20 protein-coding genes and 1 riboswitch are annotated in these 21,584 nt (G+C 64.9%); of the genes, 7 read left to right on the top strand and 13 right to left on the bottom strand.

The genetic code is table 11. From position 1 onward, the window contains the following. Positions 1 to 20: 20 nt before the first annotated feature. A riboswitch (FMN riboswitch) is annotated at positions 21 to 165 on the top strand. A 77-nt stretch (positions 166 to 242) separates the two neighbouring features. Together AC04SG_RS13935 and fba are read left to right on the top strand one after the other, a co-directional pair. Beyond that, on the top strand, positions 243 to 716 hold the full coding sequence (locus AC04SG_RS13935; RefSeq protein WP_488551506.1) for a 6,7-dimethyl-8-ribityllumazine synthase: 474 nt from the start codon (positions 243 to 245) through the stop codon (positions 714 to 716). A 159-nt stretch (positions 717 to 875) separates the two neighbouring features. Further along, positions 876 to 1,940 carry a class II fructose-bisphosphate aldolase gene (gene fba / locus AC04SG_RS13930; protein WP_013532928.1) on the top strand — a complete coding sequence of 355 codons (1,065 nt, stop codon included), beginning with the start codon at positions 876 to 878 and terminating at the stop codon, positions 1,938 to 1,940. Between the two features lie 191 nt (positions 1,941 to 2,131). Here fba and AC04SG_RS13925 read toward each other — a convergent pair whose 3' ends face one another. The 11 genes from AC04SG_RS13925 to AC04SG_RS13875 form a co-directional block, all read right to left on the bottom strand. Continuing rightward, positions 2,132 to 3,409, bottom strand: a complete 1,278-nt coding sequence (locus AC04SG_RS13925; RefSeq protein WP_488551505.1) for an amylo-alpha-1,6-glucosidase — start codon at positions 3,407 to 3,409, stop codon at positions 2,132 to 2,134. Positions 3,410 to 3,425: 16 nt separating this feature from the next. Continuing rightward, complete coding sequence (locus tag AC04SG_RS13920; RefSeq protein WP_488551504.1) at positions 3,426 to 4,466, bottom strand: ABC transporter ATP-binding protein; 1,041 nt, start codon at positions 4,464 to 4,466, stop codon at positions 3,426 to 3,428. 21 nt (positions 4,467 to 4,487) lie between these two features. After that, positions 4,488 to 5,333 (bottom strand): carbohydrate ABC transporter permease, encoded by an 846-nt coding sequence (locus tag AC04SG_RS13915; protein ID WP_488551503.1) that lies wholly within the window; start codon positions 5,331 to 5,333, stop codon positions 4,488 to 4,490. After that, positions 5,330 to 6,175 carry a carbohydrate ABC transporter permease gene (locus tag AC04SG_RS13910; protein ID WP_488551502.1) on the bottom strand — a complete coding sequence of 282 codons (846 nt, stop codon included), beginning with the start codon at positions 6,173 to 6,175 and terminating at the stop codon, positions 5,330 to 5,332. Before AC04SG_RS13910 ends, AC04SG_RS13915 begins: the two co-directional genes overlap by 4 nt. Before the next feature lie 105 nt (positions 6,176 to 6,280). Further along, positions 6,281 to 7,552, bottom strand: coding sequence for an ABC transporter substrate-binding protein (locus tag AC04SG_RS13905; protein WP_488551501.1), 1,272 nt, complete (start codon positions 7,550 to 7,552; stop codon positions 6,281 to 6,283). 36 nt (positions 7,553 to 7,588) lie between these two features. Beyond that, on the bottom strand, positions 7,589 to 8,632 hold the full coding sequence (locus AC04SG_RS13900; RefSeq protein WP_488551500.1) for a substrate-binding domain-containing protein: 1,044 nt from the start codon (positions 8,630 to 8,632) through the stop codon (positions 7,589 to 7,591). A 311-nt stretch (positions 8,633 to 8,943) separates the two neighbouring features. Further along, positions 8,944 to 9,963, bottom strand: a complete 1,020-nt coding sequence (locus AC04SG_RS13895) for an isopenicillin N synthase family dioxygenase (protein ID WP_488551499.1) — start codon at positions 9,961 to 9,963, stop codon at positions 8,944 to 8,946. Positions 9,964 to 10,108: 145 nt separating this feature from the next. Next, complete coding sequence (locus tag AC04SG_RS13890) at positions 10,109 to 10,765, bottom strand: methionine ABC transporter permease (RefSeq protein ID WP_027050105.1); 657 nt, start codon at positions 10,763 to 10,765, stop codon at positions 10,109 to 10,111. Further along, positions 10,746 to 11,831 (bottom strand): methionine ABC transporter ATP-binding protein, encoded by a 1,086-nt coding sequence (locus AC04SG_RS13885; RefSeq protein ID WP_488551498.1) that lies wholly within the window; start codon positions 11,829 to 11,831, stop codon positions 10,746 to 10,748. Before AC04SG_RS13885 ends, AC04SG_RS13890 begins: the two co-directional genes overlap by 20 nt. 83 nt (positions 11,832 to 11,914) lie before the next feature. Then, entirely contained in the window at positions 11,915 to 12,769 is an 855-nt protein-coding gene (locus tag AC04SG_RS13880; protein ID WP_488551497.1) for a MetQ/NlpA family lipoprotein, read from the bottom strand. Between the two features lie 172 nt (positions 12,770 to 12,941). After that, a complete protein-coding gene (locus AC04SG_RS13875; protein ID WP_488551496.1) occupies positions 12,942 to 13,625 on the bottom strand; it encodes an SDR family NAD(P)-dependent oxidoreductase in 684 nt (227 codons plus the stop codon). A 540-nt stretch (positions 13,626 to 14,165) separates the two neighbouring features. On the opposite strand from AC04SG_RS13875, the gene AC04SG_RS13870 reads away from it, so the two are divergent. After that, the gene (locus AC04SG_RS13870; RefSeq protein ID WP_488551495.1) at positions 14,166 to 15,281 is read left to right on the top strand and encodes an anhydro-N-acetylmuramic acid kinase; all 1,116 of its coding nucleotides are present in this window, start codon (positions 14,166 to 14,168) and stop codon (positions 15,279 to 15,281) included. Here AC04SG_RS13870 and AC04SG_RS13865 read toward each other — a convergent pair. Together AC04SG_RS13865 and AC04SG_RS13860 are read right to left on the bottom strand one after the other, a co-directional pair. Next, positions 15,278 to 15,700, bottom strand: coding sequence for a GNAT family N-acetyltransferase (locus AC04SG_RS13865; protein ID WP_488551494.1), 423 nt, complete (start codon positions 15,698 to 15,700; stop codon positions 15,278 to 15,280). The two genes, AC04SG_RS13870 and AC04SG_RS13865, sit on opposite strands and share 4 nt — an antisense overlap. A gap of 74 nt (positions 15,701 to 15,774) precedes the next feature. Further along, a complete protein-coding gene (locus tag AC04SG_RS13860; RefSeq protein WP_488551493.1) occupies positions 15,775 to 16,953 on the bottom strand; it encodes an MFS transporter in 1,179 nt (392 codons plus the stop codon). Positions 16,954 to 17,001: 48 nt separating this feature from the next. Here AC04SG_RS13860 and AC04SG_RS13855 point away from each other — a divergent pair, with 48 nt between their 5' ends. The 4 genes from AC04SG_RS13855 (at position 17,002) to AC04SG_RS13840 (ending at position 21,581) form a co-directional block, all read left to right on the top strand. Next, complete coding sequence (locus AC04SG_RS13855; RefSeq protein WP_142868845.1) at positions 17,002 to 17,541, top strand: Lrp/AsnC family transcriptional regulator; 540 nt, start codon at positions 17,002 to 17,004, stop codon at positions 17,539 to 17,541. Between the two features lie 98 nt (positions 17,542 to 17,639). Beyond that, a complete protein-coding gene (locus AC04SG_RS13850; protein WP_488551492.1) occupies positions 17,640 to 19,052 on the top strand; it encodes an SWIM zinc finger family protein in 1,413 nt (470 codons plus the stop codon). Further along, the gene (locus AC04SG_RS13845) at positions 19,049 to 20,482 is read left to right on the top strand and encodes a DUF5691 domain-containing protein (protein ID WP_488551491.1); all 1,434 of its coding nucleotides are present in this window, start codon (positions 19,049 to 19,051) and stop codon (positions 20,480 to 20,482) included. Before AC04SG_RS13850 ends, AC04SG_RS13845 begins: the two co-directional genes overlap by 4 nt. Positions 20,483 to 20,501: 19 nt before the next feature. Continuing rightward, the gene (locus tag AC04SG_RS13840) at positions 20,502 to 21,581 is read left to right on the top strand and encodes an ATP-binding protein (RefSeq protein ID WP_203279944.1); all 1,080 of its coding nucleotides are present in this window, start codon (positions 20,502 to 20,504) and stop codon (positions 21,579 to 21,581) included. Positions 21,582 to 21,584 lie beyond the last annotated feature (3 nt).

The raw sequence follows: 21,584 nt of genomic DNA, 5'->3' as shown, positions 1-21,584 counted from the left end.
CCCCTCCATATCTCCCCCGTTAATGTTCTCAGGGCGGGGTGAAAGTCCCCACCGGCGGTAAGAGTCTCGGCTCAAGCCCGCGAGCGCCTCCCGGCAACAGGAGGGTCAGCAGATCCGGTGTGATTCCGGAGCCGACGGTCACAGTCCGGATGGAAGAGAACGAAACGGAAGACGGACCGCTCGTGCGGGCCGGATTTCGTATCGTGCGTCCTGATTCTGGTTCGAAACGGAAGGATGGACCCATGAATCAGCATACCCCAAGACACCAAGAAACTGTTCGCATCGCCGTCGTTCGGGCGCGCTGGCACGCCGATGTCGTCGACCAGTGCGTACAGGCCTTCAAGGCAGAGCTTGCCGTGCTCGGCGGCGGGCGCTTCGCCGTCGATGTGTTCGACGTACCGGGCGCCTACGAAATCCCTCTGCACGCGAAGACACTGGCTACGACCGGCCGCTACGCCGCGATCCTCGGCACCGCCTTCGTCGTCAATGGCGGCATCTATCGCCATGATTTCGTGGCCGGCGCCGTGCTTGACGGCATGATGAATGTGCAGCTGTCGACCGGCGTGCCGGTGCTGTCGGCGGTGCTGACGCCGCACAATTATCATGACAGCGCCGAGCATCACCGCTTCTTCTTCGAGCACTTCACCGTCAAGGGCAAGGAAGCGGCCAATGCCTGCCTGCAGATCCTGGCGGCACGGGAGCTGATCGCGGCATAAGATGCGCCAAAACAGCCGGATTTCAGCCCTGCAACAAGAATTGCGCCCTCCATAGCCGCTGACGGTTGCGGTTCTGGCGAAATCCGGCCAGAAGCATCTGGGCCGGCAACCGGCCGGCCCGCGACGTTGCGCTTGAAACCAGATACGGGAGACTATTGGGTGGCTCGCATAACACTGAGACAATTGCTCGATCACGCCGCCGAATACGGCTACGGCGTACCCGCCTTCAACATGAACAATATGGAACAGGGCCTCGCCATCATGGAGGCGGCCGAGGAGACCAAGTCACCGGTCATCCTGCAGGCAAGCCGCGGTGCCCGCGCCTACGCCAATGACGTGGTGCTGGCCAAGCTGATCGACGCGCTGGTCGAAATCCACCCCGACATTCCGGTCTGCATGCATCTCGACCATGGCAACAACGAGGCCACCTGCGTCACCGCCATCCAGTACGGCTTCACCTCGGTGATGATGGATGGTTCGCTGAAAGAAGACGGCAAGACGCCGGCCGACTACGCCTACAATTCCGGCATCACCAAGCGCGTCGTCGACATGGCGCATTGGGGCGGTGTCTCGGTCGAAGGCGAGATCGGCGTGCTCGGCTCTCTGGAAAGCGGTGGCGGCGAGCAGGAAGACGGCCACGGCGTCGAAGGCGCGATCAGCCACGACCAGCTGCTGACCGATCCGGAGCAGGCGGTCGAGTTCGTCAAGGACACCCATGTCGATGCGTTGGCGGTGGCCATGGGCACCAGCCACGGCGCCTACAAATTCTCACGCAAGCCGGACGGCGCGGTGCTGGCGATGAACGTGATCGAGGAAATCCACCGTCGCCTGCCCAACATGCATCTGGTGATGCACGGCTCGTCCTCGGTGCCGGAGGACCTGCAGGAGATCATCAACAAATATGGCGGCCAGATGAAGCCGACCTGGGGCGTGCCGGTGGAAGAGATCCAGCGCGGCATCAAGCATGGCGTGCGCAAGATCAACATCGACACCGACAACCGCATGGCGCTGACCGGCGCCATCCGCAAGGTGCTGACCGAAAATCCGAGCGAGTTCGATCCGCGCAAGTATCTGACGCCGGCCATGGCCGCGATGCGCAAGCTCTGCAAGGAGCGTTTCGAGCAGTTCGGCACTGCCGGCAATGCGCAGAAGATCAAGCCGCTGCCGGTTGCTGAGATGGCCAAGCGGTATAAGTCGGGCAGCCTCGATCCGAAGTTTGGGTGAGGTGCTAATCTCCCCCCTCGTGGGGGAGATGCCCGGCAGGGCAGAGGGGGGCGTGAAGGAATGCCAACCTTGTTCGCCCTGCACCAGGCGAGGATATGCCTGAGGGCACCATTGTGAAGGACTGAGAAGCCGGCGGGACAGCGCCCCCCTCTGTCCTGCCGGACATCTCCCCCACAAGGGGGGAGATCGCCCTACCCCTTCCGCAAAAACTCGATCACCATTGCCGCTGTCCAGGTGAAGCGGCCGCCACCTAGTGGTTCGCCGGTGAGCGGGTCGTAATATTCGGCAAAGCCGCTTTCGCCGATCAGGTCGAGGCTGGACTGCGTGATGTGTTGCGCGACATCGCCATGGCCGGCAGCACTGAGCCCGTCGGCGATCATGTAATTGACCACCAGCCAGACCGGACCGCGCCAGTAGCGCTTGGCGTCGAGGCGCGGGTCGTCGGGATCGTGCGAGGGCACGACATAGCGCGCCTTTCCGGCAAGGCGCTCGACGCGTGCCGCGAGCGCCGCCGCGCGAGGTTCTGGAATCGCCGCAAAGGCGGCCAAAATGCCGCCGACGGAGGCGCTGTCGATCAGCTTGCCGGTGGTGCGGTCTAGACAGAGATACTGGCCGTGCGCCTCGCTCCACAGCCGCTCCATTGCCGCCAGACCCTTTCGGGCACGGCCGCGGTTGGCTTCGGCGATCTCCGTTTCGCCCAGCGCATCGGCGAGATCGGCTAGATCGGCTGAGGCGCGGATCAGAATGGCGTTGAAGCCGGGATCGACGACCTGAAATGGCGAGGCGTCGTGCAGCCTGGCATTGTCCCAGCCGAGTGCACGAAAATGCTGCAGCAGCCAGAGATAGCGGTCGTATTGAGCCTTGGTCGGGCGGTGCGCCGGGTCGGCGTGCAGAATGTCGCGGCGGGTGTAGGGCTCGACGCCTTCGGTCGGCACGCGCTCGAAGGCATCATCCCAGTCGATCGAATTGTCGCGGCCGGATTCCCAGGGATGGATCATGGCGACCAGCCCGTCGCCTTTGGGGTCGCGGTTCTCATAGAACCAGCGATGCCAGGCGTCGATCTTCGGCAGCAGCGCATGCGCCCGTTCCGCCGCCAGCTTCTTGTCCGTGGCGCGGTCGAACAGGCGGCGGACGGCAAAGCCGGCGACGGCCGGCTGCGTGATGCCGGAGGTCGCGGTCGGGCGATTGGTTCGCCACACATCGGGCCCGGGAAAATAGCCGTCGCTCCAGACATGGAAGACAATGTGCGGCACCATGCCGTCCGGCCATTGATGGGCGAACAAAGTGTCGATCTCGGTCCAGGCGCGCGCCTCGTCGTAGTGGGCAAGACCCAGTGCGGTCAGGCAGGAATCCCAGTTCCACTGGAAGGGGTAGAGACCCCTGGTCGGGATAGTGTAGGCGCCTTGGTCGTTTTCCCTCAGCACCTCGACGGCGCGGGCGATGGTTTCGTCGACGGCTAGAGAAGTCATGGACGGCATTCGTTCCTTAAAGGGCGTTGGTGGTTTCGGGATCGAACCAGCGGACGCGATCGGGCTTGGGCGCCAGCCGCAGCTGCTCGCCAACCTTGACACTGGCATTCGATTCCAGGATGGCGCGGAACAGGCCGCCCTCGACATCGCAGGTGACCAGCGTGTGCGGCCCGAGCGGCTCGATGACCCGCACGGCGGCATGCAGCCCTTCGCTGCCGGCGTCGACATCCTCCGGACGGATGGCGAACTCGATTTTCTGCTTGTCCGATTTCGGACCGGGCAGCGTCAGCCCGGCAACGCTCCAGCTGCCGTTTGCCGCCTTGGTCGCCGGGATGAAATTCATCGGCGGATTGCCGATGAAGGAGCCGACAAAACGGGCGGCCGGGTTGCGGTAGACCTCGACCGGCGACGCGGCCTGGACGATGCGGCCCTGATGCATGACGGCGATGCGGTCGGCGAGGCTCATCGCCTCGACCTGATCGTGAGTGACATAGATGGTGGTCGTCTTCGACGCCGCGAGCACGCCCTTGAGCTCGGCGCGCATTTCGAGCCTGAGCAGCGCGTCGAGATTGGACAACGGCTCGTCCATCAGGATGACGTCCGGCTCCATGGCGAGCGCACGGGCAACCGCAACCCGCTGACGCTGGCCGCCGGACAGCTGACCCGAATAGCGCTTCAGCAATTGCTCGATATGCATGAGCTCGGCGGTGCGGTTGACGCGGCGCTCGACGTCGGCCTGCGGCAGCTTCTTCATGCGCAGGCCGAAGGCGATGTTTTCGAACACGGTCAGATGCGGGAAGACGGCATAGTTCTGGAACACCATGGCAATGCCGCGCTCGCGCGGCGGCAGATGGTCGACGCGGCGGCCGCCGATCCAGACCTCGCCCTGGCTCGGCGTCTCCAGCCCGGCGACGATGCGCAGCAGCGTGGTCTTGCCGCAGCCGGAGGCGCCGAGCAGCACCATGAATTCCTGGTCAGCGATGGCGAGATCGACCTGATGCAGCGCGGTAAAGCCGCCGAAGCGCTTGGCGACGCCCTTGATCGCGATTTCAGCCATGAGCCTTCTCCGTGTCGCGTGTCATCGGTTGGCGATCCCCCACATGGCGAACAGATATTTGCGGACGGCGAAGATGAAGATCAGCGCCGGCACGACCAGAGCCGCGCCACCGGCGAATTTGAGGTAGAGCGGTGACTCGCCGAGGCTCTGCAGAAGGAAAGCGGTCAGCGTGCGGTTCTCGATGGTGAGCACGGCGGCGGCGAACACCTCATTCCAGGAGATGGTGAAGGCAAACACCGCCGACGCCGCGATGCCGGGCAGCGCCAGCGGCAGGATCACCTTGCGAAACGCTTGCAGCCTGGTGCAGCCAAGCGTCCAGGCGGCCTCCTCCAGTTCGACGGGAATGCCGGAAAACAGCGAGAAGGTGATCAGCACCGCGAAGGGCAGCGCCAGTGTGGTGTGGACGAGCGCCAGGCCGATCGCGGTGTCGTCGAGGCCGGTGCGGATGAACATCACCGCTAACGGCAGCGCCAGCAGCGGCAGCGGGAAGGCGCGCGTCATCAGCACCAGAAAACGGAAGGTTCCCTTGCCGGGAAAATCGAAGCGCGACAGCGCATATCCAGCCGGAGCGCCGAAGCCGATCGACAGGATCATCGTCAGCGTGGCGACCAGAACCGAGTTCCACAGCGCCCTGGCGACGCCGGCGAAATTGATGAAGAACGACAGGCTGCCGGTATCGAAGGACGGGAAGAAGCGCTTGGGGAAGGCGGTCACTTGTTCGGGCGACGACAGCGCGTTGACGATCAGGAGATAGATCGGCAGCAGCACCCAGACGCCAAGCAGGATGGCGGTGGCGATCAGCAGCCAGTCGCCGGCCTTGCGGGCATCGGCGCTTGCGGCGGCTGGGGTTTGCGTGACCGCACTCATATGCGCGCCTCCTTGGGCACGCGTAGCACCCTGAGGAAGAACAGCGTGAAGCCGATCGAGATGGCGAGAATGAGCAGCGCCGAGGCGGCGGCGACATTGCGGTCCTGCAGCGTGAATTGCCAGTTGTAGGTCTCGCCCATCAGCACCGGCAGATTGGTGCCGCCAAGGGCGGCGACCACGGCGAAGACCTCGAAGGCGAGGATGACGCGCAGGATGATCGCTGTCTGCAGGCTCGGCCGCAGCAGCGGCAGCGTGATGCGGACAAAACGCTTCCACGGGCCGGCACCGAATACTTCCGCGGCTTCGTAATATTCCTTGGGGATCAGTCCCATGCCGGCGACGAGGATGACCATCATGATGGCGGTGGCGCGCCAGATCTCGGCCAGCGCCACGGCGATGAAGATGGTGAGCTTGCTCTGATAGCCGAGGAACATGATCGGTCTGTCGACAACGCCGACGTGGGAAAGCAGCGTGTTGAGGAAGCCCGACTGGTCGAAGATGGCGAGCCAGATCAGGCCGGCGGCGAGATCGGAAATGCCGAGCGGAATGGCGAAAATATAGAGCGCTGCGCTGCGCCCCGTCTCCAGCCGCGACACCACCGAGGCCATCAGCAGCGCCATGACGAGCTGGATCGGAACGACGATGGCTGCGAGCAGCAGCGTGTTGCGCACGGTGACCGGGAACTTCCAGCTGCCGGCCATGGCGCGGAAATTGTCGAGGGTGAAGGCGCCGTCGCGGGTCACCGCCTCGAAGGCGACCAGCACGAACGGGTAGAGGAAGAAAACGCACAGGAACAGGGTCGCCGGCATCAGCAGCAGATAGGGCAGAGCCTTGCCGTTCATGGTGGTGTCCTTTGCGGCCAAGTGGTGCGTGGCCAAGTGGTGCGGTTTGGGCGCCCGGAGTGCAACAAACTCCGGACGCCCCGGCCCTCGGGGAGGATCTGGTCGTTATTCCACCGGGCAAGCGCCAGTGGATGGCTTGTCAGGCGCCCAGCAGGGCGCCTTGGCCTGGTCGATGATCGCCTTGAGCGCTGTCCCCTGCTCTTCGAGCACGCCATGCACGTCCTCGCCGCCGAGTACGATGCGCTCGAAGCTGTCGGTGTAGACCTGGTTGAACTTGCCGCCGAGATCGCCAAGCCCCATCGGCAACAGCGCCGGCAGCGCATCGGGCGCGCCGGTCATGGTGGCGATCGCCGGGCCGAAGGCCTTGACCGAGGCCGGCATGTCGTCGGGCAGCTTGACGTCGACGACCGGGAAGAAATTGGTCGCTTTCAGCGTCGCGATCTGCGTCTCGGGCTTGAGCATATAGGCGACCAGCGCCTTCGCCTTGTCGACATCCGGCGAGGTCTTGGGGATGGCGACACCGGCAACCACCGGCATGAAGCCACGACCGGCAGGACCCGCAGGCGCCGGGAAGGCGACAAACTCGTCCGGCTTCTGGTTGAAGGCATCGGCAAGCCGCGCGACATGGTCGAACGCCACCCAAACTTCACCCGACAGCAACGGCTCCTGCATGAAGGCATAGTTGGTCGAATTCGGATTGGTGTACTGCCAGAGCTCCTTGAACTTGTTCCAGGCGGTCTCGGCCTCCGGCGAGCGGAACTTGGTCACCATCGAGCCGGTATAGGAGGGATAGAGGAAACCCTCGAAGAAGCGGTGCTTCAGCCCCTTCGGGCCGGCGGGAAAGCCGAATTTCGGCGAACCGGTTTTCTCGGCGATGTTCTTCGACCATTCGATCAACTGGTCGTAGGTGATGGTGTTGAGATCGACGCCTTGCGGCAGATATTGCAACGCCTGCTTGTTGGCCGCCATCAAATAGGTGGCCTGCATCCACGGCATGTATTTCTGCTCACCGGTGCCGAGCGTGCCGAGCTTCTTGTAGGCCTCGTTGACCTTGACGCCGCCGACATCGACAGCGGACAGATCGACAAGGTTGGCGCCGACGGTGGAGAAGTCGCCATGCAGGCCGCCAAGCAAGCCGATGGTGCCGGTGCCGGCCTGCAGTTCGGCCTGCAGGCGGGTAAGCCAGGGACCGTCCTCGGCGACCTGATAGTCGACGGCGCCGTCAAAGCCTTTCAGCACCGCGTCGCGCATCTTCTGGGTTTCCTCGACCGGGCGCGCCTGCGTCGACCAGAACAGCACCTGCTGCGCCTGCGCGCCGCCAACGGCAAACGACAGTGCCAGCGCGGCGCCCGCCAGTGTCCTCAATATCTTCATCATGGTCTTCCTCCCTGGGTATGCGCCGTCGTTGCGACGTCAGCTTCTTGTCTGCGGTGCTGGGCCGTGGCTCGCCCGCGGCACCAGCGTCGGCCGGATCAGCCGCGTCAGCGGCGCGGCAGGCCGTTCGGCGATGACGGTGAGCAGCATGTCGGCGATCTCGCGCGCGCATTGGCGGATCGAGGCGTCGAAGGTGGTGAGGCCGGGCGGCGCATAGGCCGAGGCAACGACATTGTCGAAGCCGATGACCGAAAGGTCGCGCGGCACGGTCAGGCCGGCGCGCGCCGCCTCCTCCATCACCGTCAGCGCCAACTCGTCGAAAAGGGCAATGACAGCGGTCGGCCGGTCCGTGCCTTGCAGCATGCGGTTGATCGCCTGGATGCGGGCGCCACGGTCGAAGCGCGGCGCCGTCGCCACGTGGAGGCGCACCGACGGATCGCCGCGGCGGCCGATGGCGGCGGCAAGGCCGTCCTGCCGCAGATGCCGGAAGGTCATCGGCTCGGAAATCGTCACCAGGCCGAAATGACGATGGCCGAGATCGTAGAGCATGTCGAAGGCCTCGCCGAAGGCGTGCGCGCCATCGGTGTCGAGCCAGTTGTAGGCAAAGTCGCTGTCGAGCAGGCGGCCGTGGGCGACGAAGGGAAAGCCGCGCTCGCGCAGATAGGCGAGGCGCTCGTCGACCTCGGCGATGCGGGTGACGACGACGCCGTCGGCGCGTCCGGATTCGACGACATGGCGCAGCACCGACAGCTCGGAATGGCCAAGGGCCGCGGTGGCGAGGATGAGGTCGGCGCCATGCGACACCAGCCCTTCGCCAAGCCCGGTGACGAACTCGCCGAGGAAGGAATCGACCAGATTCGGGCCCCTGACCGGCAGCACCAGTCCGACGAAGCCGCTGCGGCCGGAGACAAGCGTGCGTGCCGCCGTGTTGGGAACGTAGCCGGCCTGGCGCGCCGCTTGCGCAACGCGCTCGCGGGTTTTCAAGGCGATCTGCTCATGCCCGGCAAGGGCCCGCGACACGGTCGTGATCGACAGGTCAAGGCTCGCCGCTAGCTCCTTCAGCGTGGTGACGCGGGGTGGCAATCGCTCCTCCCGACCGAGTGTTTGAAACGTTTGTAATGCTCTTTCGAAAAATTGCAAACGTTTTAAATCATCACCATGCCGAGGTGCCAATTTGCGAAATAGCTCTCAAAACGGTTGGATAAAAAAGGCCGGGCGCAAAAGCTGCCCGGCCAAAAGAAGGTCAAGAACCTTCAGAGGGGAACACCGTCCAGCGGAATGGGAGGAAACCGCCGAACGATAATTCCTATATGCGCGTATTCGCGGCGGTTGGCGACGGATAGCTTTCTAAAACAGCCGCAAGATACAGAAATTTGTTCCTGCCGCCAACGGGCTCAAACGGCCGACGCGCCGGTCTCCAGGAGATCGGCATAGTGCCGGCGCGCCACGTCGGGATGCGAGCGCAGGCGGCTTTTCAGCACATTGGTGCCTACATTGCGAAACAGCGGATTGTCGGGATCGCTTGCCGGTCCGCGCGCCTCGGCCGCCAGTTCCTCCGGCAGGTCGAGCAGCGGGATGGTCGCGTCGAGCCGGGCGCTGAAGAAGAACGGCACCGAGATGCGCTCGACGCCAGCCGGCGGCGTCACGACACGGTGCACGGTTGCCCGGAGATAGCCGTTCGAGGCCAGTTCGAGCAGTTCGCCGATGTTGACCACCAGCGTATGGGGGAGCGGATCGACATCGACCCAGCTGCCGTCATATTCGACCTGCAGGCCCTTGTTCTCATCCTGCAGCAGAAGCGTCAGGAAGCCGCCATCCTTGTGCGCGCCGACGCCCTGATCGTCGCCGGTGGCGTTGCGGCCGGGATAGCGAACGATCTTCATGCGATGGTTGGGCTCATTGCGGTAGATCGGATCGAAGGCGTCCTCGGCCTGGTCGAGCGATAGAGCGAACGCCCTGAGCAGACGGATTGCCACGGCGGTGGCCTTGGCCTGCCATGCCAGCAGCGCCGGCTTCAGTCCGGGCAGTGCAGACGGCCACTGGTTCGGCCCTTGCAACCGCGTCCAGGCGGGCACGCCGGGGCCTTGCGGGATGGCCGGGCGTTCGACGCCGATGTCGAGCTGTTCGCGCCAGTCGGCCTTGCCTTTGGTGAGTTCGCCGCCGGCGCGGGTATAGCCGCGGAACTGCGAGGACTTGACCATTTCGATCGCCAGCTTGTCGGCTTCCGGCAAGGCAAAGAACCGGCGCGCGGCGTCGAGCACCTCGCCGGTATCCGCAGCCGATATGCCGTGGCCGGTCAAATAGAAGAAGCCGACATCGCGCGCGGCCGTGCGCAGGTCGAACAGAAACGTTCGGTGCTCCGAGGCGCCCTGTTCGAGGCGGCTGAGGTCAAGCACGGGTACGATCCTGGGCATGGTCAAGCTCCTTGTTTGCCGGCCCCGCTGTCACGGTGGCACGCAGGCTTGTCCAATCAAAGCAATGCGCAATTCAATCTCGAGGCGAATGAAGAAAGCCGGCGCTGCCTTTTGCAGCCGACGGGCAAAGAATGTTCGCGGCCGCTCATCCGCGCCGATCCAGTCTTGCGACCAGCCGGTCGCCGACCCACTGGATGCCGCAGACGAGGATGATCAGCACGATGACCACGGCGACCATGACGCTGGTCTCGAAACGCTGGTAGCCATAGCGGATGGCGAGGTCGCCGAGGCCACCGGCGCCGATGGCGCCAGCCATGGCCGAGGCGCCGATCAGCGTCACCAGCGTCACGGTGAAACCGGCGACGATGCCGGGCAGCGCCTCCGGCACCAGCACCTCTCGAATGATCGTCCAGCGGTTGCCGCCCATGGCGCGCGCCGCCTCGATCAGGCCGCGATCGACCTCGCGCAGCGAGACTTCGGCGATGCGGGCATAGTAGGGCGTCGCCGCGATCGACAGCGGCACGATCGCCGCCCAGGTGCCGATCGAGGTGCCGACGATCAGCCGCGTCACCGGGATCAATGCCACCAAGAGGATGATGAAGGGCACCGAGCGAAAGCCGTTGATGACGGCGCCAAGCGCGCGGTTCACCCAGATGTTTTCAGCGATGCCGCCGCGCTCTGTGGCGATCAAGGCCAGACCGAGCGGCAGGCCGAAGACCAGCGAGATAAGGCCCGACGCGGCGGTCATCAGGACCGTCTCCCAGATCGAGCGCAGCAGAAGCTCAAACAGAACCGGCGACATGGCCAAGCACCTCCACCCGCGCTTCGCGGGCCTTCAGGAAAGCGATTACTTCAGCGAGATGGCGGGCATCGTTGCCCGCCACCGCCACGAACAGCGTGCCGACAGGCTGCTGCTGGACATGGTCGATGCCGCCGTGGACGAGGCGGAACGGACCCGGAACCGCAACAGCGAGATCTGATAGCAGTGGGCCCCGCGCGGCTTCGCCGGCGACGTCTATCCTGAGGATGAGCTCGTCACCAGGAACAAGCCGACCGGCAATCTCGGCCGGCAGCTGCGGGCGGATGCCGCCAAGCAGGCTCCTGGTGATTTCGGAATGCGGCTCGGCGAAGACCGACCACACCGGGCCTTGCTCGACAATGCGGCCGGCATCGATCACCGCGACGCGGTCGGCGATCGAACGGATCACCTCCATTTCGTGGGTGATGAGCAGGATGGTCAGGCCGAGCTGCCGGTTGATGTCTTTCAGCAAGGCCAGGATCGCGCGCGTCGTCTCCGGATCGAGCGCCGAGGTCGCTTCGTCGGAGAGCAGCAGCGCCGGTCGCGCGGCCAGCGCCCTGGCAATGCCGACGCGCTGCTTCTGGCCGCCAGACAGCGAGGATGGGTAGGCTTTGGCCTTCTCCGACAGGCCGACGAGGTCGAGCAGTTCGGCAGCGCGCGCCAGCCGTTCGGCCTTGGGACGGCCTTCGATCTTGAGCGGCAGCGCGACATTGTCCTCGACCGTCTTGGCCGACAAAAGGTTGAAGTGCTGGAAGATCATGCCGATGCGCCGCCGCAGCGGCTGCAACTCACGCTCGCCAAGCCGGCCGATCTCGCGACCTTCGATGAAGACATCGCCGGAGTCCGGCCGCTCCAGCCCGTTGAGGCAGCGGATCAGCGTCGACTTGCCGGCGCCGCTGCGGCCGATGATGCCGAGGATCTCGCCCTTCTTCACCGTCAGCGAGACGCCGTCGAGCGCGGACGTCGCGCCGAAGCGGCGCTTCAGGTCGACAAGGCGGACGACATCCTCCTGCCCGGCGGCAGATAGGTGGACCGGATCGGCCGTTGCGGCCGTGACGTGCTGGTTCATTTCACTGTCCGTTTCAACGGTACGAAAATGCGACGGCGGCCCGCTCAAAAGCGGACCGCCTGCTTCTGACAGCCCGGCGCCGATCAATAGGCGCTGATCCCGGTGCCCTTGTAGACCTTGTCGAACTCGGCCTTGACCGCCTCGTTCTGGTAGGACGCGACCAGCGTTTTCACCCAGGCCTCGTTCTCATTGCCGGATTTGACGGCGATGAAGTTGCGGTAGGGATTGTCGGCCACCGGCTCCTGGGCGATGCGGTTGTCCGGGCCGAGGCCGCTCTTCAGCGCCCAATCGGTGTTGACGACCGCCGCGTCGAGATCCTCGACCGAGCGACCGACAATGCCGGCATCGAGCTCCTTGATGACGACCTTCTTCGGGTTCTCGGCAATGTCGGCGGTGGTCGCCAGGATGCCGGTGCCGTCCTTCAGCTTGATCACGCCTTCGTTCTGCAGGACGCGCAGCGCGCGGCCTTCATTGGAGGGGTCGTTGGGCAGGCCGATGACCGCGCCTTCCGGCAGGTCGGCAACCTTGGTGTATTTCTTGGAGTAGAGGCCGATCGGCCAGACGCCGGTGTAGCCGACGCGGACGATATGATACCCTTGAGTCTTGATCTGGTTGTCGAGATAAGGCTGGTGCTGGAAGGCATTGGCGTCAATCTCGCCGCGCTCGAGTGCCTCATTGGGCTGGGTGTAGTCATTGAACACCACGGTCTCGACGGTCAGGCCTTTTTCGGCGGCCTGGGCGAGGACGACGCGCCAGACATCCTCATCCTCACCGCTGATGATGCCGACCTTGATCGACTTCTTGTCCTCGGCAAAGGACGGCGTCGGCTGGGCCAGTCCGACAAGTGTGACGGCCGAGGCAAAAAGTGCCGCAAGGGCAGCGCGCCGGCCGATGGCTGATAAAAGAAATGAATTGGAAGCGTTTCCGCGTTCGGGCATTGTCGATCCCTCGTAATCCTGAAGTCATTTCGGCTTGATGGAATACCAAGCCTTGACGACATCATCGGCAATGCTGTGTGCCGGATCAAAGAACCGCATTTCTTCTCAAACACGAAGCCGGGAATATTCTCTCAAAGATTTCACGTTCGCGAGAACGGCCACGCCCGGTCGATCAGAATGTCTCGACCCAGGGCCGCAGCTCGACCTCGAAACTCCATGCGCTGCGATGCTGGCGATGGGTCGCGAGATAGGTCTCGGCGATCGCATCGGGCGACAGGTGGCTATCCGGCCGCTCGGCCGTCCGCCCCGCTGCCGCGATCTGGCCGTCGATGATGAAATGCGCGACATGGATGTTTTTCGGACCGAGTTCGCGCGCCATGGACTGCGCCAGGCCGCGCAAGCCGAATTTCGGCATGGCAAAGCCGGCTGAGTTGGCAAAGCCCTTGATGCTTGCGGAAGCGCCGGTGAACAGGATCGAGCCGGAGCCGCGTGCCAGCAGTCGCCGCGCCGCCTGCTGACCGACCAGGAAGCCGCCATAGGCGCCGACCAGCAGCGCCTGCTTGACCGCATCGGCATCGACCTCGGCAATCGGGCCGCGGGTACGGCCGCTGGCATTGAAGACGGCAAGCGCCAGCGGGCCTTGCTTGTCGGCGGCCTCGAACAGGCTGGCCACGGAGGCCGGATCGGCGACGTCGGTCGCGACGGCCAGCGCGCCGGTCTCCTTGACCAGTGCCGCGAGCTTGGCCGTGTTGCGCGCGGCCAGCACCACGCGATAGCCTTCCGCGGTGAGAAGGCGGGCCAGCGAGGCGCTCAGGCCCGCGCCAGCGCCGGCGATCACTGCGACTTCGGATGCCATGTCGTGTCTCCCTTGGCGATTGTGTACAGACATTCAGCCCGATGCCGATGTCGTTCGTCCCATAGCTGGCGTCTTGAGCGGCAAGAGACAAGAACGGCGTTGCTCCATTTTCGCTGTTCGGCGAAAAAGGCCGCCGGCATACCATCAGGATCCAAAGCAATCGCCTCGGACAGGTAGCCGATGTCAGCGCCGCCCCTCATTGCCCTGCCGGGCGTTCGTCATTCGAAAAGCCAAGCAGTTGGCTTTTCGTCCGCTTCGCGGACCATTCCTCAACTCCCCGTATAGTGACGGGGAGAAAGAGGCTGGCCGCAACCTCGGCGCTATTTCTGCGACGCTGGCGATTGGCGAAATCATCAACGAAAGCGCCCCTCTCCCCGTCACTATACGGGGAGAGGATGCCGGCAGGCAGGTGAGGGGCAGCGCCAACGGCGGGGCAAATTCAAATCCTGAAACGCTTGCCTTGATCAATAAAAGCAAAAGACTTGCCTGCCCGACCGATCCGTCCGACACGTGGTTCAACGGCGATTCGAGAAAGCGACCATGAAACCAATCTGGGCCGTCGGCCTGATGACCGGCACCGTGCTTGACGGCAATATCGACGTCGCGCTGATCAAGACCGATGGCGAGCGCATCGCCGATTTCGGCACCTATACGCTGGCCCCCTACCCCGCAGAGATTCGCGCCCTGCTGGAGGAGACGCTGCGCCAGGCCAGGGCGTGGAATTTCGACGGGCCGGAGCCGGCGATCTTTCGCGAGGCAGAAGAGGCGCTGACGCGGGCGCAGTCGGCGGCGGTGAAAGACCTTGTCGAGAGCTACGGCCTGACCATGACCGATATCGGCGTGGTCGGCTTCCACGGCCAGACCGTGCTGCATCGCGCCCCGCAGCCGGGACGGCGCGGCGATACGCGCCAGCTTGGCGATGGCGAGCTGATGCATTCGATCCTCGGCGCCAAGGTCGCCTACGACTTCCGCTCGGCCGATGTGCGCGCCGGCGGCCAGGGCGCGCCGCTGGCGGCCGCCTATCACGCCGCGTTGCTCAGGGAGGCCGACGCGAGCGGCGACACGGCGGTGCTCAATCTTGGCGGCGTCGGCAACATCACCTGGTGGGACGGCAAGGACAATGTCGTCGCCTTCGACACCGGTCCGGCCAACGCGCCACTCAACGATTTCATCAAGGCCAAGGGTCTCGGCGAGATGGACCGCGACGGCGCACTGGGTGCGGCCGGCACGGTTGACGAGTCAAGGCTCGCCAAATTGCTTGAGCATCCGTACCTGACAAAACCCTATCCGAAATCGCTCGATCGCTTCGACTTCACCTCGGCGATGGCCGACGGCCTCAGCGCCGAGGACGGTGCGGCGACACTGACGGCCTTCACCGTCTCGGCCGTCGGCAAGGCGCTCGACCTGTTGCCGCGCCGGCCGAAGCGGCTGGCGGTCAGCGGCGGCGGCCGCCACAACCCGACGATGATGGCGATGCTGGCGAACCGCGCCGGCGTCGAGGTGGTGCAGGCCGAAACACTGGGCTGGAAGGGCGATGCGGTCGAAGCCGAGTGCTTTGCCTTTCTCGCGGTGCGCGTTTTGCGCGGCCTGCCGATCAGCTTTCCCAGTACCACCGGTGTACCGCGGCCGATGCAAGGCGGACGACTGGCAGCTTAAGCGAGCCTTTTCTGCAGGAAAATGCGGCTGCGGCCGGCCGGAAAGTCCGGCAGTTCGCCGAAAGGCCGGTAGCCCTGCCGCTCATAGGCTTTGGCCGCGACGGGATTGAAAGTGTCGATCCAGGCGTTCCGGCAGCCGCGCTTGACTGCTTCGCGTTCGGCGGCATCCAGCATGTCGCCGGCCACATGCTGGCCGCGCAGGCGTTCGTCGACCCAAAGCCATTGCACATAGAGCCAGCCCCAGGCGGTGTAGCCTGAAATGCCGGCGACGACAGCGCCGTCCTCGTCGCGCACGAAGACGGCGAGCGCTTTGCGGCCGGAGGCGCCGACATCGCCGTCATTGAACGCCGTCAGCCGCTCGGCCAAAAAGGTGAGTTCCTCGGCTAAGGGATCGGCGGTGGTCTCAAGCGTCGTGTTCATCCTGATACGGCTCGCATGGTGAGCCGAACCTCTAGCGAAGGACAGGACAGGGACGCAAGCTTTGCCGCCGCCGCTTACGCCCTGACGGGCGAACGCCAGCTCCCGGCCGCGGCTGCAACCAGCATCAGCAAGGCCGCGACGATCGCGCAGGCGGCAAAGCCGAATGTCGAATAAAGCGGCCCGAAGCTGGTGGTGCCGATAAAGACCGCGAGATAGGTGACCGAGCTGTTCAGGCCCATGATGGTGCCGCGGCGCGACGGATCGAGCGCGGTGAGGCGCATCACCAGCACGTTCAGACCGAAATGATTGGCAAGGCCCCATATGGCGATCATGGCCAGGATCAGCGCGAAATTGCTGCTTGCGAGCGCGATCGCGACATAGACGGCGGCGACCAGCAGATAGGCGAAAGGCATGACGCGTCGCGCGCCGATGCGGTCGATGACGCCGTCGAGAAAGGCCGCCGTGCCGAAGCCGGCGCCATAGGCGAGAGCGGCCAGCGCGTTGGCGCTGACGGGCTCACCGAGATCCTGGTGCAGATGATCGCCGAGATAGCCGTAGACGCCGTAGAAAGCAGTCATGAAGGCGGTGCAGGCGATGAGCAGCGGCACGATGCCGGGAATGGCGAGCGCACCGAACGGCGTCGGCGCCGGGCCGCTCTTCCTGACGTCGCTGAGCGAGGTCATCGACAAGGCGGCGAGCGCAATTGCTGAAAGCACCGCGACTACCGCGAAGACGGCGCGCCAGTGCACGAGGTCCGCAAGCACGGCCGACAGCGAAACGCCGGCGACCATGGAAACCGTCCAGCCGGTCAGCACGACGCCGATGGTGCCGCTTTCGCGGCCGGGCGGCGCGATCGCCGCCGCACTGGCATAGATGGCCGGCATGGCAACGCCGGCGGCAATGCCGGCGACGGCTTGAGCCGCGACCAGCGCGATCACGGTCGGCGCCAGCGCACTGGCTAGAAGTGCAACCGCCAGCAACAGCAGCGCGCCCTGCAGCATGCTGCGGGCGCCGACGCCGTCAATGTAGCGGGCGAGGAACAGGGCGCTTGCCGAGGTGCCGAGACCGAATGCGGCCGACGCGGCCATCACCGCCGGCACGCTGGTGCCGAAGGATGCCGCCACCGCCGGGGCGATCGGACCCAGAACCAGCGAGTTGGAGCCGATGACGGCGATGCAGCCGGTCAGGAGATAGGCCAGCTCCGGGATCGGCGCTGTTGTTGGGAGAGTTGCTGCTTGATGTGTGTTCGTCATATCGGCATAGTGGCCGAATTAAATTCTGCGACAACAAGGAAGTTCGTTATGGATGAAGAAACAGATGGTGTTCTGCAGAACAAGGTAGCCGCCCGCGAGCTCGACGCGATCGACCGAAAAATATTAGGCGTGTTGGTCGAGGATGCAACGATCAGTTACGCCGAACTCGGCGAGCGGGTCTGCCTTTCGCCGCCGGCGGCGCATGAGCGGGTGAAGCGGCTGCGGCGCAGCGGCGCCATCCGCGGCACAGCGGTGATCATCGACCCCAAGGCGGTGAAGAAGCCGCTGCTTACCTTCGTGCATATCGACACCAAGGGTTGGGGCAAGACGCCGGAGCTGATGGCGGTTTCCCAATATCCTGAGGTCGAGGAGATCCATTCGGTGGCCGGCGACACCTGCATGTTGCTCAAGGTCCGCACCGAGGACACCAGGGCGCTTGAGGGCTTGTTGGCGCGTCTCTACGAAACGCCCGGCGTCACCTCGACGCGAAGCTATGTCGTGCTGTCGACCTATCTCGAACGGCCGGTGCAGCCGGGCGTCACGACGGAATGGCCGACGCCCCGGCACATGGCAACGCCGCTCTATTGACCTGCACCATCTTCGTCTTGCCGGAACCACAACAATCCTTCACAAACGGCACCCTATACTGATGCCATGCATTGATTTGGGGTGACGAGAGGCGCGGCTTGGAATTCGACCTGAAAACCATTGAGGCGCTGGCCCCCGATCAGGCGTCGCTGAGCGCCGCCTCGAAACTCACCAAACGCTCGAACTGGCCGAGGCTGGAGAAGAACGAGCAGCAAGCGCTGATCTGGGGAGAATGCCAGGGCTCCGGCTCCAACCCCTACCGCACCGTGGTCGACACCGGCGACCACGGCTACAAATGCACCTGCCCGTCGCGAAAATTTCCGTGCAAGCACACGCTGGCGCTGATGTGGATCGCCGCCACCGCGCCGGCCAGCTTCACGGCTGCCGAATCGACGCCGGAATGGGTGAATGACTGGCTTGGCCGGCGCCGGAAGACGACGGGCCAGCCGGCCGCTGCAACGCCGGGCGCGGGGGCCGGCGCGTCCGACAAGAGCATCGGTGAGGCCGCGCAGCCGGATGAAGTCACCGCAATCGAGGACGCCGCCGCAGCGGAGCGCCGCGAGGCGGCACAGCGCAAGCGGGCGGAAGACACGCGGACAGCGGTGGCGGGAGCGCTGGACGAACTCGACCAGTGGATCGCCGACCAGTTGCGGCTCGGCCTTTCCGCCTTTGCCGATGCCAGCAGCGAGCGCTGCCGCCGGATTGCCGCCAGGCTGGTCGACATGAAGGCAACAGCGCTCGCCGGGCGCATCGACGAGATTCCGGCGCGGCTGATGGCGCTGCGCAGCGAGGAACGGCCAGACGCGGCGATCCGCGAGCTCGGCAAGCTGGTGCTGCTGGCCAAGGCCTGGCGCTCGGCGCCCGACGATCCCGAGCTGAAACGGCTGGTGTCGGCGTCCGAGACCCGCGACCAGATGCTGGCCAATCCCGATGCAAAACAGGTCGACAGCCATTGGGAAGTCATCGGCGAGAAGATCGAGACCCGTCGCGACGGTCTTGTCAGTCATTCGACATGGCTGCTCGACCTCAAGTGTCCGACGCCGCAATTTGCGCTGCTGCTCGATTTCTTTCCCGCCTCGGCCGGTCGTCGCTCGGCTGCGTTCACGCCTGGCGACCGGTTCGATGCAAGGCTGGTGTTTTACCCGTCGCGCCAGCCGCTCCGGGCGCTGGTGGCGGAGCGCAAGGGCGATGTCGTGTCCGGGGCCTGGCCGGATTTCGGCCTCGACACAATCAAGGATCCGCTCGCCGCGCATGCATCGCATCAGGACGCAGCGCCATGGTCGACCGACTGTCCGCTGATGCTGCCGGCCGGCGCCATCCTCCTCGATGAGCGCGGCGCGGCCTGGTGGCAAGCGGCGCACGACCCGCAAGGGATTGCCCTGCCTGTCGCCGGAACCGTCGATCAGACCGTGCTTGGCCTCGATCTCGCGGCTACGGCAGCACTTTGGAACGGTGCGCGGCTCGATCTGCTGGCCGCGCAAAGCGGCTTCGGGAGGCTCGACCTGTCATGAACGAGCTCGAGCAGTCCGGCCTGGCGACGATGCGCGACTGCTGGATCACCGGCGGGACCACATTCGATCTGGCGCCGGCTGCATGGAAGGAAATCGCCGCCGGCGCAAGCCCGGACGAACGCGAACGGCAACTGCTTGCGATCGCGGCGCAAGCGCTCGATGTCGGCTTGCGGCCCGCCGCGCCGAAGACATTGAAGCGGCGCCCGCCGCTGCCAAGGCTTGGCCTGCCGATGCTGCCGGAGCGGTTGCGCCCACTGTTGCGCGCTACCCTGAAGAACGCCGCCGATGCGCGGCGCAAGTCACGCGTGGCGACACTCGTCGCCAGCCGCGGCTACGTGCTGCATCCGATGGACTGGATGCCCTCCGCGTCGGATCAGAACAGCCCCGACGTCTATGCGCCGTGGATCGACTGGCAGGCCAGCGTGGAGGGGTTGAAGATCACCCCGCAGGAGCAGCTGACGGTGCAGAACTGGGATGACTTCTATCCCGCCGCGCGCCGCATCGCGCTGGGCGAGATGCGCCGCCGCGATCCGGCGGCGGCCCGTTCGCTGATTGAGACCAAGGCGCCGGGCGAACCGGCGGAAGTCCGGCTTGCACTGATCGAACTCATGCATTTCGGCCTGACGCCCGCGGATGCGCCGTTCCTGAAAAGCCTGGCCGCCGACCGCTCCGGCAAGGTGCAGGAACTGGCGGGCCGGCTGCTGGCAAGGCTGGGCGAGCACGGCCGCGCCGGCGACGGCGGAGCCGACGATCCCGTTGCCGAACTCGCCGCCTTCATTGCAGAAGGCAAATCCGGCTTCATCCGCCGCCGCACCACCTACACGCCGGCAAAGCTGAAGTCGGCTGCCCAAGAAAGTCGGCGCGTCGACCTGTTTGCGAGCTGTTACCTGGTCGACCTTGCCGCGCGCTTCGGTAAAACAGAATCCGATTTCATCGGGGCATGGCAATTCGGTGTCGACGACAGAGCCGATCTGTCTCTCGTTCGGATGGTCGCGGTATCCGGCAGCGATGCCACGGTGGCACTGTTGGCAGATACGCTGGCCGCCGAGGGCGGCAAATCGGCATTGTTTGTCTTCCACCTCATGTTGCGTTTGGACAGCGGCAGGAAGCGCACCCTGATCAGGCAGATCCTGAAGGACGCGCAGAATCTTGAAGCGCTCAACCTGGTCGAAGGCGCCGAAGCAAGCTGGCTTGAATGGGGCGATCTAACGGATGGCAAGGCGCTGTCGGCACTGCGCTCCAAGGTTGCGGGAAACGACGAGCCCGCGAAGCGAAGCGCAGACCACGCCCTGGAAACGATAGGCTTTCTTGCCACAGCGGCGACAGCGGAACGACTGATCGGCGACATTGTCGCGGCAGGCATGCCGCCGGCGGCGGCGTCACTCGCTTTCCTGCGCCTTAATGCAGCCCTGACGGGAACCAACACATGACAATCCGGAGAACAGCACAATGAACGCAGCCATCCGCCTCCCCGTCGAGCAGGCCTACGCGTCTGAACTGCAGGCTCTGGCGCGCAATGACGATCGCCAGAAGCCGGCGGGATGGAGCCTCTCGCCGAAGGCCGTGCTGACCTATCTGCTCGGCGGCAAGGCAAGCGACGGCACGGTGATATCGCCGAAATATGTTGGCCGCCGCCGACTGATGGAAACCGCCGTCGCGACACTCGCCACCGACCGCGCGCTGCTGTTGCTCGGCGTTCCCGGCACCGCCAAATCCTGGGTGTCGGAACATCTCGCCGCCGCCATCATGGGCGACTCGACGCTGATCGTGCAGTGCACGGCCGGCACCGACGAGAACCAGATTCGCTATGGCTGGAACTATGCCCAGCTCTTGGCCAAGGGGCCGAGCCAGGAGGCGCTGGTGCCGACGCCGCTCTATCGCGCCATGGAGAGCGGCAAGCTCTGCAGGCTGGAGGAACTGACGCGCATGGGCTCCGACGTGCAGGACACGCTGATCACCGTGCTGTCGGAAAAGATGATGCCGATCCCGGAACTCAACAGCTCGATCTACGCTCAGCGCGGCTTCAACATCATCGCCACCGCCAACAACCGCGACAAGGGCGTCAACGAACTGTCCTCGGCGCTCAAGCGCCGCTTCAATGTGGTGGTGCTGCCGCTGCCCGAAGACATGGCCGAAGAGGTGGCGATCGTTTCCAAGCGGGTCGACGAGATGGCCGGCGGGCTCGACCTGCCGGTGCCCAAAAATGTCGGCGAGGAGATCGCCCGCGTGCTGACCATCTTCCGCGAGTTGCGCTCGGGCGCGACCGCTGACGGCAAGGTGACGCTGAAGACGCCTTCGGGCTCGCTCTCGACCGCCGAGGCAATCGCCACCATGGTCGGTGGCCTCAGTCAGGCGGCATGGTTCGACAGCGGCAAGCTCGGCGCCGAAGGCCTTGCCGCCAGCCTCGTCGGCGCCATCATCAAGGACCCGGTGCAAGACAAGGTGGTGCTGGAGGAATATCTCGAAACGGTGCTCAAGAAGCGGCCGGACTATGCCGGCTATTACGCGGCGCTGAACGCAGCGATCTGAGGT

The organism is Mesorhizobium sp. CNPSo 4684, from assembly GCF_057784315.1.
Note: the sequence above shows the minus strand (reverse complement) of the source record. Positions and strands in the feature narration are given on the sequence as shown.

Coding starts and splice junctions, on each gene's coding strand:
- AC04SG_RS13925 (WP_488551505.1), bottom strand. CDS start 3,409: ATGACTTCTCTAGCCGTCGACGAAACCATCGCCCGCGCCGTCGAGGTG.
- AC04SG_RS13860 (WP_488551493.1), bottom strand. CDS start 16,953: ATGACGAACACACATCAAGCAGCAACTCTCCCAACAACAGCGCCGATC.
- AC04SG_RS13885 (WP_488551498.1), bottom strand. CDS start 11,831: ATGAACCAGCACGTCACGGCCGCAACGGCCGATCCGGTCCACCTATCT.
- AC04SG_RS13890 (WP_027050105.1), bottom strand. CDS start 10,765: ATGTCGCCGGTTCTGTTTGAGCTTCTGCTGCGCTCGATCTGGGAGACG.
- AC04SG_RS13910 (WP_488551502.1), bottom strand. CDS start 6,175: ATGAACGGCAAGGCTCTGCCCTATCTGCTGCTGATGCCGGCGACCCTG.
- AC04SG_RS13880 (WP_488551497.1), bottom strand. CDS start 12,769: ATGCCCGAACGCGGAAACGCTTCCAATTCATTTCTTTTATCAGCCATC.
- AC04SG_RS13935 (WP_488551506.1), top strand. CDS start 243: ATGAATCAGCATACCCCAAGACACCAAGAAACTGTTCGCATCGCCGTC.
- AC04SG_RS13875 (WP_488551496.1), bottom strand. CDS start 13,625: ATGGCATCCGAAGTCGCAGTGATCGCCGGCGCTGGCGCGGGCCTGAGC.
- AC04SG_RS13915 (WP_488551503.1), bottom strand. CDS start 5,333: ATGAGTGCGGTCACGCAAACCCCAGCCGCCGCAAGCGCCGATGCCCGC.
- AC04SG_RS13855 (WP_142868845.1), top strand. CDS start 17,002: ATGGATGAAGAAACAGATGGTGTTCTGCAGAACAAGGTAGCCGCCCGC.
- AC04SG_RS13905 (WP_488551501.1), bottom strand. CDS start 7,552: ATGATGAAGATATTGAGGACACTGGCGGGCGCCGCGCTGGCACTGTCG.
- AC04SG_RS13920 (WP_488551504.1), bottom strand. CDS start 4,466: ATGGCTGAAATCGCGATCAAGGGCGTCGCCAAGCGCTTCGGCGGCTTT.
- AC04SG_RS13865 (WP_488551494.1), bottom strand. CDS start 15,700: ATGAACACGACGCTTGAGACCACCGCCGATCCCTTAGCCGAGGAACTC.
- AC04SG_RS13870 (WP_488551495.1), top strand. CDS start 14,166: ATGAAACCAATCTGGGCCGTCGGCCTGATGACCGGCACCGTGCTTGAC.
- AC04SG_RS13895 (WP_488551499.1), bottom strand. CDS start 9,963: ATGCCCAGGATCGTACCCGTGCTTGACCTCAGCCGCCTCGAACAGGGC.
- AC04SG_RS13840 (WP_203279944.1), top strand. CDS start 20,502: ATGAACGCAGCCATCCGCCTCCCCGTCGAGCAGGCCTACGCGTCTGAA.
- AC04SG_RS13845 (WP_488551491.1), top strand. CDS start 19,049: ATGAACGAGCTCGAGCAGTCCGGCCTGGCGACGATGCGCGACTGCTGG.